Here is a 15895-nt window from a genome sequence, read left to right on the forward strand (position 1 = left end):
CGGAATGAAATTACTTGCCGCAATTTTCTTGTTCTTAGGCTGTATAAGCGGCACCTACGCACAAACTAACTCACTTAGATTTCGCATCACGCATTTCAGAGAAGTCAGCGGATGTACGAAAAATCAGGGCGTCGTTTTTGAGCAGGGACACATTTCTGCCGAAGACATGACAAAGCCGACAATTGTAACTATTTACTTTGAAAAAAATAACGGAGCTTTTGTAGCCATACGCAAAACTTACCCTGCGGGTACAATTAATGTTAAGCTCAACATATTTGACTGCGACTACACCGGCAATCACTACGCCTACATCAAATACGCCGATGATACGGATTTCAACTTCCCCACTGTTGATGAAGTATATAAACGGCACAAAGAAGTGCTTACAACCAGCAAGCCGGAGTGTTTGGTTACTACCGTTAGAGCCAACCCCAAGTGCCCGCATTCTTATCGCATTGAAACAGGGATTGTTTATTCCCCCGCGGGAGGCCGTGTAGATGTCAAGTTGCTCATAGAAACCACATCGGGCGAATGGCGCACCCTGAATCTGTATCGCTACGGCACAGGGCCTATATCCATCAATTATGCCGCCTGCGATTTGACCGGCAAGACCAACCCTATTGCAAGTTTCGGATACAACGTAAATTTGTCCGAAGCATCCAAAAACTAAATCATGTCGGCAAACGCTGAAAGCATACTAAAAGACCTCAAAGCAGGAAAAACCGCCCCCCTGTATTTTTTGCAGGGCGATGAGCCCTACTACATTGACTTGCTTAGTGATTATGTTGAAAATGAGCTGCTTCGCCCCGAAGAGCGCGGTTTTAACATGACCGTTGTTTATGGCAGAGATACGAACATGCAGGGGATTATCAATGCGGCAAGGCGTTTCCCCGTAATGGCGCAACGACAGGTTGTGCTGGTAAAAGAGGCGCAGGATATGAGCGATTGGAACAGCGACAAAGCCAAAGAAATGCTGCTTCGTTATACAGAAAAGCCTGTACCTTCTACCCTGCTCATGTTTTGTTACAAATACAAAAAGCTGGATGCGCGCACGCAACTTGCCAAGGCGCTTGCCAAAAATGCGGTTGTAGTAGAAACCAAAAAACTTTACGACAATCAGCTTGCAGGCTGGGCAAAACAGTACTTTGCGGGTAAGGGCTTCCAGTCGTCCGATAAAGCCAATGCCATGCTGGCCGAATTTATCGGCAATGACCTCTCGCGCATGGCCAACGAAATAGACAAACTACTGATTAACTTTTCCGACAAAAACGTTACCATCACCGATGAAGAAATCGCACGCTATGTCGGAATCAGCAAAGAATACAACTCTTTTGAGTTGCAAAGTGCCATTGCCCAGCGCAACATTCTGAAAGCCAACAAAATAGTTAATCATTTTGCCGCCAATCCGAAAAACAATCCGGCCATTCCCGTTATTGCGTTGTTGTTTGGCTACTTTACCAAAATTTTACAGATACACGAAAGTTCCGACAAGAGTAAGCAGGCCGTTGCTTCACTTTTGGGCATCAATCCCTACTTTGCCGAAGAGTACATAGCTGCCGCCCGCATCTACACCCGCGAAAAGGCGATACAGGCTATTCACCTGCTCTATCAGGCAGACTGCCGCGCCAAAGGCATTGACAGCACCATGGAAGACGGGGACATTTTGCGTGAACTTGTTTATAGCTTGCTTCACCTGTGAGGACATAAAAAAAAGGCTGCCCGAAACGGACAGCCTTCATTGCGGCAATATTTACAATTCAATGAATTGGTCTTGCTGGTTCTTGAAATGAAATTCAGTAACCCCCAAGGAAGAATCTTTTTCAATCCTTACCCATCTTCTGTATTTAAAAAACCAGTTCAACCGAATGGAAGGCCACCCCGCCGTAAAATAGGCGTACAGATAAGGATGGACAATCAGAGCGATTTTACTTTCATTTTGTCGGGTCAGGATATAGTCGAGTTTGCTTTCAATTTGGTCGGCAACCGATATAGAAGCGTTGATTTTGCCTGTTCCGTTGCAAGTCGGGCATTTTTCTACGGTAGAAATATTGAGTTCAGGCCGTACACGCTGTCTGGTAATTTGCATCAGACCAAATTTGGTAAGCGGTAACACGGTAAATTTCGCACGGTCAGACTTCATTTCGGCTTTAATGTGCTCATAGAGCATTCGCTTATGTTCGGCAGATTTCATGTCAATAAAATCGATGACAATGATGCCGCCCATATCGCGGAGCCTGAGTTGGCGGGCTATTTCGGTAGCAGCTTCCATGTTTACGGCAAAGGCCGTGTTTTCCTGCGTACTTTCCGAATTAGATTTATTGCCGCTGTTTACGTCTATTACGTGAAGTGCTTCTGTGTGCTCAATTACGATGTATCCGCCGCTGGGAAGGCTTACAGTCGGACCGAAAAGTAACTTGACTTGTTTTTCGATTCCGAAGGCCTCAAAAATTTTGGCTTTGCCGGTATATAGCTTTACGATTTTTTCTTTTTCCGGAGCAATATTCCGAATGAAACCTTTAATGTCTTCAAACATTTCGCGGTCATCAACCGTGATGCTGTCGAAAGTTTCGTTGAGCATGTCGCGCAGCATAGAGTTAGCACGCCCTACTTCGCCAATAATTTTTTCACGCGGTTTGGCGGTCTGCAATTTTTCCATGCCTTTTTGCCAGTTGCTCAGCAGTTCATTAAGGTCTTTATCCAGTTCGGTAATGTCTTTGCCTTCGGCGACCGTTCGGATGATGATTCCGAAATTTTCCGGCTTAATAGAAGAAAGCAGCTTAATCAGCCGCTTTCTTTCTGTATTGTCTGTTACTTTTTTAGAAACATTGACCGTATTGGAAAATGGCACAAGTACAATATGCCTGCCCGCCAGCGAAAGCTCGCAGGAAAGGCGTGGCCCTTTGGTCGAGATGGGTTCTTTAACCACCTGTACCAGAATTTGCTGGTTTACTTTCAGCACATCGCTGATTTTACCCAGTTTATCTAATGGCGGCTCCATTTTGAACCCTGAGAGCAGGGCATTATCGTACTTGCTGTTTTGCACCATTTTGGTGAACTTCTGCATAGAGCGGAAGTTCGGCCCTAAGTCTAAATAGTGCAGAAATGCATCTTTTTCGTATCCTATGTCAATGAACGCTGCGTTCAGCCCGGGTACGATGCGCCGAACGATTCCTAAAAAAATATCGCCTACAACAAAATTTTCACTACTGTCTTCGTAATGAAACTCTACCAAACTTTTATCTCGTAGAAGCGCTATCCGGCCGCCATTTTGAGTTGAGTTGATAACTAATTCGTTACTCATGAGTGGCGCGGAATAGAGTTACAGGCTGTTACTTCTTCTTATGTCTGTTTTTTCTGAGGCGCTTTTTGCGTTTGTGCGTAGCGATTTTGTGTCTTTTTCTTTTTTTTCCGCAAGGCATAGTCTTACACGGTTAAAGGTGAAACAATCATTTATTTTAATTTCTGCAAGTAGTCATCGACAGCGGCCTGAATGGCAGGGTCTTGGTCAGCTTTTTTTACTGCATCGAACCATTTAATGGCCTCCTGCTTTCTTCCGGCTTCTGCCAGCGACATTGCCAGATAAAACTGCGCTTTGGTGTCCTGAGGGTTGAGCCCCAGTAACTGTTCAAATCGGGCAATGGCCTTGTCGTATTGCCCCGATTGCATGGAAAGTACCCCTAAATTAAACAATGCAAATTGATTTTGGGGGTCTTCTTCCAATACTTCTCTAATCAGGGCTATCCCCTGCATAGGCGCATCGGAGACGATGTAGGTCATACCCATTTTTGTTTTGGCATCTAACCGCGAAGGGTCGGCTGCCAACACTTGTTTGTAGTAGCTGCGTGCCTTTTCGCCCAACTGTTTCCCTTTTTCGGGACTAATGGCAAATCCGAAGGCTTCGTAGTAAGCATCGGCAGCGCGCATTTGCAAACTAACTGATGGATAGCGGTCGGCAAGGATGCCGCTGTAATAGGCAATGCTATCCAACTGATTAACGCCTCGGTAGAGTGCCGCCATTGAGTCCAGCACCACCGTCAGGCGATTTTTATCGGTTCCGCTGCGAAATTCGGCCTGCAAAGCTCTGAGCTGCTGCTGCTGAACATCGCTTAACGGCAGATTATGCATACGCACCACGTTTGAGTCGGGTGCTGCCTGCCGGTCGGCTGCGGGAGCGGTTTTCATGTCTTTGATATCGGTTTCCACGATAGATTTAGGAAGAACCGATAAACCGACAACGGCTGCCAAGGCTACACCTGCGACAATTAACTGATGCTTATGCATAACCTTAGTTACTTATTGAGCATTGTGTGCCAAACGCACCTTTTCGCTGTTTTTAATTTTATCTACAAAGGTTTTGGCCGGCTTGAAGCTCGGAATATAGTGCTCACCGATTTCAATAGGAGTGTTTTTAGAGATATTGCGACCAATTTTCTTGGCTCGCTTCTTATTGATGAAAGAGCCAAAACCTCTGATGTAGATGTTGTGCCCTTCGGCCATGCTCTGGCGAATTACGTTAAGGAAGGCTTCAACTGTGGCGGTTACGTCGCCTCTATCTATCCCTGTCTTTTCCGCAACTTCTGCGATTACGTCTGCTTTTGTCACCGGTAAAAAGATTTTCTGTTCCTGAAAATGTATAAAATCCTATAAATCAAGCGATTTAGGGCTGCAAATTTAGAGTTGCCTTTTTGTATTTGCAATACTGCGCAAAAATTTAGCTTGCCACAGTGCCAAATGTCCATTGTTCCATTTGCGAACGAAACAATTTGCCGTTCATCCATTCGCCGTCCAAATGCGCCCCCAATCGCTTGTAGAACTCTATGGCGGGCGTATTCCAGTCCAGCACCTGCCAAGTCATTAAGGCCATGTTTTGGTTCAGGCATTCCCGTACCATTGCATCGAACAGCAACTTGCCAATACCTTTGCCGCGTTCGCTTTGTGTAACAATCAGGTCTTCCAGATACAGGCAACGGCCTTTCCATGTAGAATAGCGCGTGTAGTAAAGTGCCATGCCCACAATAGCGCCGCTATCTGCCCGTTCTGCCACATAAAAACCAAATACGGGCGTATCGCCAAAACCGTCCTGCAACATTTGCTCAGGTGTTGTAATCACCTCATTTTCAGCTTTTTCATAAATAGCTAACTCTACTATTAACCGATGGGCAGCAGGCAGGTCGGCAGGGGTGCCCTTGCGAATGATAACTGACATGACTCGTGCGATTAGTAAGACACAAAGCTATGAAAGACTTCTGAATTTGCAGGAACCGTTTTGACAGGAAGAAGTTTTGGTTTGATATTTGTTTGTTTTTATGCAATATATTACTTTTGCTTATCAACAGCTAATAGCATACCCAATAGGTTTTAAGCGCACGGCAACTACTTTTACAACTATTTAAAGCAAGTGAGTGGTTTTTTATTATTCATTTTTGCTTAAAAAATTACATGAAAAACTCAAAAATGCGTGTACCTGCCGTACAAAAACCAGTTCACACACCCACTGATACTTCATTGCCCGAAGAACGCCACGGCGAAGCGGATGAGTTAGAACGCTTCATTTATCGCGCCTCGCACGACCTGCGCGGGCCTCTCTCCCGTTTAATCGGCTTATGCAATGTGGCCGCATTAGAAGTCAGCGATGTACAGGCACTGAACTATCTCTACCGCATTGCCTATGCGGCCAATGAAATGGATGAAATGTTGCACAAAGTGCTTAAAATTGAGTTAGTAAAGCAAAAAGAACTCAATAGAGCTCCTGTCAGCCTGCCGGAAATAGTAGTGGCAACCATAGAAACCGTTTTTAAAGAAGAAGGCCACCCCCCGATTGCACACGTGATAGATATCCCCCCCGCTCTGATTTATACAGATGCTTTTTTATTGGAACTGGCCATAGAAAATCTGTTGCGAAATGCCGTGCAGTATCGTATTACCTCACCAAGGGTAGAGCCGCTGATTACAGTCAGCAGTCGGGAGGAAACCGGCTGGCTCTTTCTGACCGTCACAGATAACGGAACAGGCATTCTACCTGAACACCAACCACGTTTGTTTGAAATGTTCTTCCGCGGCTCGGAACTCTCCAAAGGGCCGGGGCTGGGTTTGTACCTCACATGGCTGTGCATGAAACGCCTCGGCGGCTCAGTTCGTCTGGTAGAAAGCCGCCCACAGTTTACGGCTTTTGAACTTCGCGTGCCAATGGGGTTGTGGGGGTGAGGGAGACTATCCCTTTTTCTTTGCTACTACTATCAATGAGCCACCAAAAGGCAACGATATATCGCTTCTAATAAGCCATTCGTCTATTTTCATGACAATCTTAAAAATGCCGTTCAGCAACGGGTGGATTGCTATTTCATTATTGGCTTGCAAATGCACCTCTTGCGATTGCTGCTTTTTATTGAGGAGGCGTGACAGTGCCATAAAAGGGAAAAGCGCAAAAACAAAAGAAGTCATATATAGTACCTCAAACCCTGCTTTTTCCAGCTTTTGTTGCAAGTCCGCCCGATGATAGCGCCGTTTATGGTATGCTATATCATCGGTAATGCTCCACATCCATTGATACTGGGGCACGCTGATGAAAAAATAGCCATCTTTTTTGAGTGCTAATCCTACCTGCTGCATAACTGTTTCATCCTGCTCTATGTGTTCAAGCACGTCAAATGCACCAATTGCATCAAAGGCTGCTCGGAATGGCATACGGGTTGCGTCCAACTGGATAAACTCTATCTGTGGAAGTCGCTTTTGTGCAAAAGCAATGCCTGCCAAATGAATTTCTGAGCCTTGAAGACGATATTGGGGAAAAACCTCCGATAAGCCTTTCAGTACGAACCCTGTTCCGCAACCAATTTCTAACACATTTGCTGAACAATTTTTGCCAATAAAGCGGGAAAAGAGATACTGTATCACACGGTTGCGCGAAGTGAACCAAAAGTGTCCCTCTTCTACCCGGTAAAGAATCTCAAAGCCCTCTGCCGGAAAGTCTTCATTGGCATGAGCCAATTCGGGGGCGTAGCACTTGATGTTATTTATTTGCTCATACATTACTGCTTGTATATTATTTTAAGTAGCTGTCGCGGACCTATGCGATCAACGACTAAGAACTCTGTATTAAAGTTATAATGTTCTTTTACATACGTCTTTAGAAGGTGTTTCTCTTTATCGGAATATACCATTAAAAATATTTTATCATTATTTCCTATGTCATAGTATATATTGCCAATATGATATTGATATAGTATCTTCATTTGGTCATCCGCTCTTTGAAAAGCGCCTAATGGATAAGTATAGAAATGTTTTAGATAAGAAATACTTTCAAATGGCAAAATATTTTCATAAGGGAATCCTACCCCCCAACCTACAACTAAACTACCATTGGGAATACGATTACAAAACTTTTTAAGAGAATCATTATAAGAAGATATGTAAATAGAATTATTATATTGGTCTTGTATCAAAGAAGCTCCGCTATATAAAGCTATTAATGCTGTCAATAAATATACATGTAATTTCCATCTACATATATTCTGTATATTTAATTTCCTATAACTAAATAAAATAACAGAAATAGCGGTAATAAACATCGGGATGAGCACTCTCTCAGGTGGCCATTTCATTGTATAACGAATAAATACCACTAAGATTACTAAGACAACTATAGTTAAGCATGAAGTTATATACCCATCTTTTTTATTAGGGAAAATAAAAAACAATCCTAATGCAACACTAATCATAAAAAAAGATATTTTACTTGAGAATATTTCGTATAAGAAGAAATAGGATTTTACAGATAGTAAATTAAAATTTACAGAAAATAAATGCTTTTTATTGGTAATTTTTTTAAAAGATTTAATATTATATAAATTTTTATCCATAAAAAACCAGTTTTTAATCATTTCAAAATCGTTTTTAGACCACCTAGCACTATTCAGTATATCCATAAATTCTTTTTCATTATAGAAAGTCTCTAAATTCTGATCTGTGATTTTGACTATATAGCTTTTAAAGTATATATAATCATTAGAATAATTTTTATAGTCAGCATCACTATAAATAAAAAACACAAATGCAATAATTATATTTGAAACAATTATTTTAAAATATCTTGAGATTGATTCAAGTTTTTCATGGTAAAAACTTATAATAATAAAAGGCAACAATAGGATAAATATCAGTAAAGTTGATTGATAACGAATCATGGTAGATATCAATATACATAATGTAGATATAACAATATCTCTTGGGGGAATAATATTAGTTTGACATAAAGTTAACATGCCTGCAAGCGCAGTAATAGAAGCAACTATAGTAAATTGCAGATTAAGCAAAATATATATTTCAATACAAAATACAAAGATTAAAAAATAAAGTAAGATATATGTATTTTTTAAATATTTAAAAAACAAGTATCCCAAAACAGTAAAACTTACAAACAAGCAACTTACCATAAAAAAACTGTACCAATCAAAATCGGGATACAGTAAAAACAAATTTTTGAGGAATCTACCAAGCAGTACATTCATAAAAAGTACATACTCGGACGGCTCTGTTACTACGCTGATTCCACGCACAATGAGCATCATTAATACATCGTCATTGGTCTGATAAAATGGGGTAAATATGGAATATACCAACCCAAATAAAATCAAATGAAGTACCAAAGATGCCTGAAAAGGTCTTTGATTAAGTATAGCAATAATTTTTTCCTGCATGGTTTCTCTTAAAACTTTATCAATTCATCCACCACCCGCTCAACATCCAAATCATAAAACATTGGCAGCCTGACCAAGCAATCCGAAAAACGGTCGCTGTGGGGCAGTTCGCGCCCGTCGTGGCGGGGAGCGTAGAAGGGAGATTTGTGCAAACTCAAATAGTGAAATACTGCCAAAATCTGATTTTTCTTCAAATGTTCAATCAACGCGGTGCGCTGTTCCAAGTTTTGGCAGACCAAGTAGAACATATGCGCATTGTTGCTTGCATAGGGCGGAGTAACCGGCAGACCGATGCCGTGTCGGGTTGCCCATTCCTGTAAGCCCTCGTAGTAGGTTTGCCATATGGCTTTGCGGCGCTGCTGGATCTGCTCCAGATGCTCTAACTGCGCCCACAAAAAAGCAGCGACAATTTCCGAAGGCAGAAAAGAGGAACCTACGTCAACCCAGCCGTATTTATCCACCTCGCCGCGGAAGAATGAAGAACGGTTCGTGCCTTTTTCCCAGATGATTTCGGCTCGGGCTTTGAAACGCTCGTCGTTGATGGCAAGCATGCCCCCCTCGCCAGAAATAATATTTTTGGTTTCGTGGAAAGAAAACGCCGCCAAGTGCCCGATGCTGCCCAAGGCTTTTTTCGTACCGTCGGAAAAGGTATAGTAACTGTCAATTGCCTGTGCGGCATCTTCAACGACCCACAGGTTGTATTTGGCAGCCAGTGCCATGATGCGCTCCATATCGCAGGCTACACCCGCATAGTGCACGGGGACGATTGCCTTGGTACGCGGCGTAATGAGCGAATCTATCAGTTCGGTATCTATGTTTGGCTCTTCGCTGCGGCTGTCGCAAAAGCGGATGTTTGCCCCGCGTAGTACGAAGGCATTGGCAGTAGAAACAAAGGTATAAGAGGGCATAATCACCTCATCCCCGGGCTGGATATTGGTCAGCAGGGCTGCCATTTCCAGCGCATCGGTACAGGAAGTGGTCAGCAAGCACTTACCGAAACCGTAGCGGTTTTCAAAAAATTGCTGGCAGAGTTTGGTGTATTTGCCATTGCCCGACAGTTTACCCTCATATACGGCATCGTACATGTAGTGGGCTTCTTTGCCGGTGAGGTGAGGGCGGTTGAAAGGGGTTAAGAACAACACTTTACTTATTCAAAAGGAACAAATTTTGCTCTTGCAGGCAGTAAAAATTTCATAAATCTAATTTCTTCATCACTAAGAACCTTTTTATACCTACGTGATGAAACATCAAAGTAAGAAATATCATCCTCAAAGTTTACTTCATTTATGCTGGATACTATTTTAATTTTAGCAGTTGAACCAAACTCTTTCAAATAAGAATTCATTTTTTGTAACTTTTCTTCTATGGAAACTTGTTGAAATTGAAAACCTATTTTATCAGAAATAGACTTAGCAGGACTTCCTGCATATATTTCATTATATTTCATGTCTTTGGTAATAACAGACCCGACCATTGCCATAGATTTATCTTCTGCTACAATAGGCGACACGATACAATGACCTACAAACCAAACATCATTACCTATCTGTAAAGGTTTTTCTGATAGAAAGCGACAACCTTCAAGCGTATCTCCATACTTAATGTGACTCCAAAGTTGTGAGTGTGCACCAATTCCGCAATTATTTCCGATGGTAGTACCTCCAATAGAATCAATAATTGAATACTGGCCTATCCATGCATTATGTCCTATTTTACAAGGTAAGTATCCATGAATATTTGTGTGATGATGTATTTTAGAATAGTCTCCTAATGAGAAATCATCACAAATAATTTGTACATATTCACCTATATAACAATTGTCTCCTATTCTAACACTGCGGGCATTACCATTGATACCCCTTATAGAAGCAGAAGGTTCTATAAAAGTATTTTTACCGATAGAAACAAAATCAGCCTTGATATTATGCATAATTAATTAAGTTTGGTATTAATAATATAAATAGGGCGATTTCTGACACCTTCAAAGATTTTTCCCACGTATAAACCTACTATTCCTAAGGTCATAATAATCAGTCCGGACAAAAACCAAATAGAGATAATAATGCTTGTATAGCCGGGAACTGTAATTATTCCTGATACATACTCAAATAATAAAAATAAGGCAAATAAAAAAGCTATAATAGAAATAGTAAGTCCTAATTTAATAGTCAAGCGGATAGGTTTATCCGAATATGCAAGCATGATATCTAATGCAAGATTCAGCAGTCTTTTAAAATTATATGTGGTCTTCCCTATTTCTCTTTCCGAATGAATAACATCTAACTTAGCTGTTTTAAATCCTGTCCACCTAACCATAATCGGGAATACACGAATACTTTCCCTCATTTGGCAAACTGCCTGAATGACTTTCCGATGATATATCCCAAAATTTGCAACGGCAGGGTCATGTTTTGTACCTGTCAAGTAGGATAAAACTTGATAAAACGACCATGAAAAAAATCGCTTTAAAAAGTTGTCCTGTCGCTCGTGGCGGCGTGCCAGCACAATATCATAACCCCCCAATGCTTTTTGATACAGATTAATAATTTCTTCGGGCCTGTCCTGCAAATCGCAATCCATCACGACTATCCATTCGCCCTGTGCATGGTCTAAACCTGCCGTAATTGCGTAATGTTGTCCGAAGTTTCTGCTTAATTTTATTCCTTTCACACGTTTATCCTGCAAACAATTTTGTTCAATGGCTTCCCATGAAGCGTCGGGGCTGCCGTCTTCCACCAGAATTATTTCGTAAGATGTTGTTATTTTACTAACCTCGCTGCTCACCCGTCGCACCAACAAATCCACTATTTTTTCCGCCTTGTACACCGGGCTGACGATACTAATCAAAGGCTTTTCGGCTTGCATGCAGTCGGTTGGGGTTGCTATTCTTGTTGTAAAACTAATGTATTTGGAGAATACTATTGCTAAAACTCCACATAATGATCCCACTGACGGCTGTCATGAGCCAGTTTGCGGAAGGCTACACAACTGCCATAGGTGATTTCATCAAGATAGTTGCCCAGAAAGGCAACCGAAGGCCGAAAATAGGTTTGGATAGGTTTCCATCGGGCAATTCTGCTTACCTGATTGTTCAACCAAAGTCGCTTAGATGAAGAACCTGTTGGGATAGGCACAAAATCAAATACTTCATAACTGCGATTTTGCAGGATAAAAGCACATACCTTTTTTACCGCAGGCCAGTCGGTATCATCAATCACTACAATGCCGCCTTCCTTCAGCATCAAGTCCACATAGAAAAAGTCCAATAATGTATGGTCAAACGTATGATAACCGTCTATAAAGGCAAAATCTAATACTACACCTTCGTTCAGCAATGCCGGCAATGCCTGATGAGAAGGTTGTTCCAAAAATCGGGTCAGTGATTCATACCCTGCCAATTTAAGGTTGTTCAACCCTATGCCTCTGAAAGTTTTATCGCGCTGGTGGGGGTCTATGGCAATATGCTGTACATTATTGATACCACTTTGAGTAAGGGCATCGCAAATGAACATGGAGGAGGTTCCATAACCTAAACCGATATCAAGGGTAGTTTTAGCTTGAACGGCAGCTATGCTCTTATGAATCAGTTCACCTTCGGCCGGCTCGGCTGTGTTTTGCAGTAAATTGATATTTCCATTGCCATCGGGTGAGGGACATGTTCGGGTGGAAACAATCTGTTTCAAAATAGGATTCATAAATGGTAGTGCCTTGCTATCTTTGTCGGGTAAGCAAATATATAATGATTTCTGCTAAGGCAATTCCAATGCCAGAGAAAACCATATTCTGGCTATCTGTTACTTTTCTGATTAGAGCCTGTACAGTTGCTGTGTTGTTTTGGTTGGGCGAATATAGCCTCAGCGACGGGCTGATTGGCAACTTGGCAACGGATTCGCAGGATTATTTGCTTACGTCGCATCAGTTGGCGCAGCATGGCACGTATGCCAAAGTAACGGGTATTCCCTATGCGGGGCGTACACCCGGCTACGATATAGCGCTTGCGCCCTTGTTGCGGCTTTTTGACCAAGCAACGGCTCTGAACATTACTTTTTTGTTGCAATGGGTGCTTGCCACGCTTTCGTGTTACTGTTTGGCTGTTATTGCCTATCGGATTTTCAACAGTAAAACAATTTTTGCCGCTACGCTGATAATTTACAGCCTCAACACATTTGTTGCTTATTACGATTGGATTATTTTGACGGAAAGTTTTGCAGTATCGGCGCAAATTCTGGGGCTTTATCTGCTGACGGGAAAGCGCAGCACAGGCGAACTGATTCTTTCGGGGGGGCTGTTTACTTGGGCTGTATTCTTGCGTCCTTACTTATTGCCCTTGTATTTTCTGTTGGGGTTGCTCTTGCTTTGGCAATATCGCGGGCAGTGGCAACAAGCTCTTATGAAAGGGATTGCTTTTGCTTCGGTATTTGTGGCAGTAGAAACGGCTTGGGTGGCAAGAAATTACGTGCATTTCAAGCGAATAATTCCCTTAGTTACCGACGCGCACGCCGGACTACCCGAAGGGCGCTTTCTGGCACTGATGGAATTTGTACAGGCATGGGGCGGCGATTTTGTTTCGTGGAATCCTGCGGCAGAGATGATGCTGTTTTTGGACGTACGAACAAACCGTGCCGTACCGAATAAGTACCAACGCATGGAAGATTTACCCGATTATGTATTTACCTCTGCATACAACGCCGATTCGCTGCGCGAACTGAAAAAGTGGTATCATGTGGCAGAGTCGGCAGATACGCCCGCCAATCTTAGGCACTACGCCGATTCGTTGGCATATGCCAAACTGCGCGCTTATCGCAAAGCATTTATCAGTGAAAAACCTTTTTACTACTACATAGTAGCCCCGTTGCGATTACTGCCCAAGTTTCTGCTGCACAGCGGCACTTACAATTTGACGCCGCAGCCCTTTGTTGCGCTTCCTGCTACAAAACAAATCATTCGGCTTTTATACACGGCATTGTATTATTTTGTTTGGGCAGGCGGATTTATTGGGCTGCCGTTGTATGCAGCCAATCACTACCGCAGGTTATCGGTGAATGATTGGATGCTGGCATCAATGGCGCTGTATGTAGTGCTATTGTGTCCGTTGGTGCTGCGGCGCATTGAGTATCGGCATTTTGTCATGAGTTATCCTTTTTTGCAGATATATGCCGTTGTTTTGGCGGCATATACATATCAATTTGTTTCTCAACGATTCTTTAACGGCAAGTTTTAATCAGGTATGAATATTTTCCCCGAAGTTTTGTTGCACTATGGGCAGTTGCTGTTGGCACTGCTTGTCTTTTTCTTGACGGGAAGGCTCATTCGTTGGCGCTTAGGCATTACCGATAAGTTTTTTGCCGAACTGTTTTTCAGTTCCTTTATCGGCATGACGGCTTGGATTGCCCTGTATGCCATTGTCAAATCGGGCGGGCGAACCATTAATATTTTGTGGCTTTTGCCTGCTGCTTATTTTTTATATCAATATTATCCTAAACGAAATACCGTTCGCAAACCCTTTTTCGGTTTTGAAATAACGGCGCATCACCTCGGGGCGGTACTGCTGGGAACGCTGCTTTGCTACGGCTGGGAAGCCTATTTCTTTTTCTGGCCCGACGGACCGATGAAGTATCATATTCCTTTCTGGGATAGTGTTTACTACACAAGGGTTACTTCTGCATTAGTGGTGATAGGTCTGGAAAGCAGTTGGGCGTTGGATATGGAATTAAGCAATGCCGCCCATAAAGGTATAACACTGTATCATTACTATGAACTGTGGCTTAATTCCCTACTGGTTGAAATATATCGTATGCCGTCACTTGTTTTACTGATGGCTGTTAATGTACCTCTATTTCACTGCTTTGTTCTGATTGGCATTTTGGCATGGATGGAAAGAAATCATCCGATTAAGTGGTGGTTGGCTTTACTTTGTTTTGGGCTTTTATTTGTCAACGGAGTATTTTTTGAATGGTACAAAGCACATCCTTTTACGGCTCTTTCGGAAGATGTTCGCAGCGATTTACTTGATTTCGTCGGGAAAAAAACAGGTCCTTACTACTTGTATGCCATAGGATTGTTGTTGCTTTTTCAACGCAAAAAATATGAAGATGCCACTGTTTGGGTGCTTTCTATCGCTATTGTAACAACCGTTGCGCTGCCTACAATGGCAGGGGGAGTCATGCTTGCTTCTTTGATACTTTGGATATTAGGCAATATTGACAGGAAAGCATGGATATGGCACACAGGAATGGCGATATTATCATTAGTTACTATCAGCATTTTTTTTCTATCGTTCGGTTTACGCGGGGTGGAGTCAGGCGGCCCAAGCGAACTGCTTGCTAATGCCATACCTTCAAGTTGGCAAATTGTTAGAACAAAGTTGAATTTATTTATCGGTTTGTTTATTCACATTGGCGTGCTATATTGGCCTTGGCTATTGATTTTAATCCTTTTAGGATTCCGATATCAAAATTTTGCTTGGCGCGATTATGTAATCACATGCGCAATCGTGGTAACGGGTGCTGTCAATTGGGCATTGCTTTCACCAAATTTAGAGGCTTTTCAATTTTTTACACATCCTACTTTCAGTATACTTAATTTGTTGCTCACGGTGCAATTGGCAGTACTGATTATCAAACCTCATGTCAATAGCATACGTTATGGCATTGCCTCTGTGGGCTTAATTTTTTTTGTGTGGATAAACTTTAACAGGCATTATACTACTCAAAGACACTATTTCAGTTATGACCGCTTGTACGATTTTGAGTTTTTAAACAAGATTGTCTCACCGAAAATTAAATCTCAAATACAAGGTTGGGGGGTATCTATTTTACATGCCAATGAATATGTAAGAACCTTTCAGAGCCATTTACCTGTTATGGTTCAAATGGGCGAATACCTTCCTTTGTTGCATCCTACTGCTCAGGCTTTTTCTATTTCTACCTTTGAAGTACCGGAAGTGCCTCGTCTGCGTCGCTACGACCTCACCCTCATGGCTTTCACCCAATTTGTCAATCGCCAGAAGGCAGAGGGGACTTTCCGAAGTATTCCGCAAAGCCAAGCCGACTTTATCCGCAAGCACAAAATAGGCTACCTGATTGCCTCTAAGAGTGCCATCGTGCCGCCCACCATTCAACCCATGATTACCGACAGCATTGTGGACAGCAAGTCAGGGGAGCGTTTTTACCTGCTTAAACCCTAAATTTAACCAATCC

At 42.4% G+C, this 15895-nt stretch carries 15 protein-coding genes; 5 read left to right on the plus strand and 10 right to left on the minus strand.

What is annotated here, in order from left to right; all coding sequences use genetic code 11:
* Positions 1 to 4 precede the first annotated feature (4 nt).
* Positions 5 to 670: a hypothetical protein gene (locus tag NDK19_RS01130; RefSeq protein ID WP_250629985.1), complete on the plus strand. Its 666-nt coding sequence runs from the start codon at positions 5 to 7 to the stop codon at positions 668 to 670.
* Between the two features lie 3 nt (positions 671 to 673).
* Positions 674 to 1699: a DNA polymerase III subunit delta gene (gene holA / locus NDK19_RS01135; protein ID WP_250629986.1), complete on the plus strand. Its 1026-nt coding sequence runs from the start codon at positions 674 to 676 to the stop codon at positions 1697 to 1699.
* Between the two features lie 51 nt (positions 1700 to 1750).
* Here the strand turns inward: holA and NDK19_RS01140 are convergent, their stop codons facing one another.
* From NDK19_RS01140 to NDK19_RS01155, 4 genes are all read right to left on the minus strand, one after another.
* Entirely contained in the window at positions 1751 to 3301 is a 1551-nt protein-coding gene (locus NDK19_RS01140; protein WP_250629987.1) for an Rne/Rng family ribonuclease, read from the minus strand.
* A 149-nt stretch (positions 3302 to 3450) separates the two neighbouring features.
* Complete coding sequence (locus NDK19_RS01145) at positions 3451 to 4281, minus strand: tetratricopeptide repeat protein (protein WP_250629988.1); 831 nt, start codon at positions 4279 to 4281, stop codon at positions 3451 to 3453.
* A 12-nt stretch (positions 4282 to 4293) separates the two neighbouring features.
* Positions 4294 to 4602 (minus strand): HU family DNA-binding protein, encoded by a 309-nt coding sequence (locus NDK19_RS01150; protein WP_250629989.1) that lies wholly within the window; start codon positions 4600 to 4602, stop codon positions 4294 to 4296.
* A 109-nt stretch (positions 4603 to 4711) separates the two neighbouring features.
* Complete coding sequence (locus NDK19_RS01155; protein ID WP_250629990.1) at positions 4712 to 5206, minus strand: GNAT family N-acetyltransferase; 495 nt, start codon at positions 5204 to 5206, stop codon at positions 4712 to 4714.
* 233 nt (positions 5207 to 5439) lie between these two features.
* On the opposite strand from NDK19_RS01155, the gene NDK19_RS01160 reads away from it, so the two are divergent.
* The gene (locus NDK19_RS01160; RefSeq protein WP_250629991.1) at positions 5440 to 6204 is read left to right on the plus strand and encodes a sensor histidine kinase; all 765 of its coding nucleotides are present in this window, start codon (positions 5440 to 5442) and stop codon (positions 6202 to 6204) included.
* A gap of 6 nt (positions 6205 to 6210) precedes the next feature.
* On the opposite strand, the gene NDK19_RS01165 is transcribed toward NDK19_RS01160, so the two are convergent.
* From NDK19_RS01165 to NDK19_RS01190, 6 genes are read right to left on the minus strand one after another with little or no spacing between them, the layout of a single operon-like run.
* Positions 6211 to 7029 carry a class I SAM-dependent methyltransferase gene (locus NDK19_RS01165; protein WP_250629992.1) on the minus strand — a complete coding sequence of 273 codons (819 nt, stop codon included), beginning with the start codon at positions 7027 to 7029 and terminating at the stop codon, positions 6211 to 6213.
* Positions 7029 to 8696, minus strand: coding sequence for a hypothetical protein (locus tag NDK19_RS01170; RefSeq protein WP_250629993.1), 1668 nt, complete (start codon positions 8694 to 8696; stop codon positions 7029 to 7031). The genes NDK19_RS01165 and NDK19_RS01170 overlap by 1 nt, the downstream gene beginning before the upstream one ends.
* 8 nt (positions 8697 to 8704) lie before the next feature.
* Positions 8705 to 9838: a dTDP-4-amino-4,6-dideoxygalactose transaminase gene (gene rffA, locus NDK19_RS01175; RefSeq protein ID WP_317207142.1), complete on the minus strand. Its 1134-nt coding sequence runs from the start codon at positions 9836 to 9838 to the stop codon at positions 8705 to 8707.
* 5 nt (positions 9839 to 9843) lie between these two features.
* Positions 9844 to 10626, minus strand: a complete 783-nt coding sequence (locus NDK19_RS01180) for a hypothetical protein (protein WP_250629994.1) — start codon at positions 10624 to 10626, stop codon at positions 9844 to 9846.
* 2 nt (positions 10627 to 10628) lie between these two features.
* Positions 10629 to 11561 (minus strand): glycosyltransferase family 2 protein, encoded by a 933-nt coding sequence (locus tag NDK19_RS01185; RefSeq protein ID WP_250629995.1) that lies wholly within the window; start codon positions 11559 to 11561, stop codon positions 10629 to 10631.
* Between the two features lie 59 nt (positions 11562 to 11620).
* Complete coding sequence (locus NDK19_RS01190; protein WP_250629996.1) at positions 11621 to 12391, minus strand: class I SAM-dependent methyltransferase; 771 nt, start codon at positions 12389 to 12391, stop codon at positions 11621 to 11623.
* Between the two features lie 68 nt (positions 12392 to 12459).
* Here NDK19_RS01190 and NDK19_RS01195 point away from each other — a divergent pair, with 68 nt between their 5' ends.
* Together NDK19_RS01195 and NDK19_RS01200 are read left to right on the plus strand one after the other, a co-directional pair.
* Positions 12460 to 13917 (plus strand): hypothetical protein, encoded by a 1458-nt coding sequence (locus NDK19_RS01195; RefSeq protein ID WP_250629997.1) that lies wholly within the window; start codon positions 12460 to 12462, stop codon positions 13915 to 13917.
* A 6-nt stretch (positions 13918 to 13923) separates the two neighbouring features.
* Positions 13924 to 15882: a hypothetical protein gene (locus NDK19_RS01200; RefSeq protein ID WP_250629998.1), complete on the plus strand. Its 1959-nt coding sequence runs from the start codon at positions 13924 to 13926 to the stop codon at positions 15880 to 15882.
* Positions 15883 to 15895: the final 13 nt, after the last annotated feature.

The sequence above is a fragment of the Rhodoflexus caldus genome (genome assembly GCF_021206925.1).
Taxonomy (GTDB): domain Bacteria; phylum Bacteroidota; class Bacteroidia; order Cytophagales; family Thermoflexibacteraceae; genus Rhodoflexus; species Rhodoflexus caldus.

Excerpts from the sequence above, each read along its gene's own strand:
- NDK19_RS01130 (WP_250629985.1), top strand. The coding sequence starts at position 5 with ATGAAATTACTTGCCGCAATTTTCTTGTTCTTAGGCTGTATAAGCGGC.
- holA (WP_250629986.1), top strand. The coding sequence starts at position 674 with ATGTCGGCAAACGCTGAAAGCATACTAAAAGACCTCAAAGCAGGAAAA.
- NDK19_RS01140 (WP_250629987.1), bottom strand. The coding sequence starts at position 3,301 with ATGAGTAACGAATTAGTTATCAACTCAACTCAAAATGGCGGCCGGATA.
- NDK19_RS01145 (WP_250629988.1), bottom strand. The coding sequence starts at position 4,281 with ATGCATAAGCATCAGTTAATTGTCGCAGGTGTAGCCTTGGCAGCCGTT.
- NDK19_RS01155 (WP_250629990.1), bottom strand. The coding sequence starts at position 5,206 with ATGTCAGTTATCATTCGCAAGGGCACCCCTGCCGACCTGCCTGCTGCC.
- NDK19_RS01160 (WP_250629991.1), top strand. The coding sequence starts at position 5,440 with ATGAAAAACTCAAAAATGCGTGTACCTGCCGTACAAAAACCAGTTCAC.
- NDK19_RS01165 (WP_250629992.1), bottom strand. The coding sequence starts at position 7,029 with ATGTATGAGCAAATAAATAACATCAAGTGCTACGCCCCCGAATTGGCT.
- NDK19_RS01170 (WP_250629993.1), bottom strand. The coding sequence starts at position 8,696 with ATGCAGGAAAAAATTATTGCTATACTTAATCAAAGACCTTTTCAGGCA.
- NDK19_RS01180 (WP_250629994.1), bottom strand. The coding sequence starts at position 10,626 with ATGCATAATATCAAGGCTGATTTTGTTTCTATCGGTAAAAATACTTTT.
- NDK19_RS01185 (WP_250629995.1), bottom strand. The coding sequence starts at position 11,561 with ATGCAAGCCGAAAAGCCTTTGATTAGTATCGTCAGCCCGGTGTACAAG.
- NDK19_RS01190 (WP_250629996.1), bottom strand. The coding sequence starts at position 12,391 with ATGAATCCTATTTTGAAACAGATTGTTTCCACCCGAACATGTCCCTCA.
- NDK19_RS01195 (WP_250629997.1), top strand. The coding sequence starts at position 12,460 with ATGCCAGAGAAAACCATATTCTGGCTATCTGTTACTTTTCTGATTAGA.
- NDK19_RS01200 (WP_250629998.1), top strand. The coding sequence starts at position 13,924 with ATGAATATTTTCCCCGAAGTTTTGTTGCACTATGGGCAGTTGCTGTTG.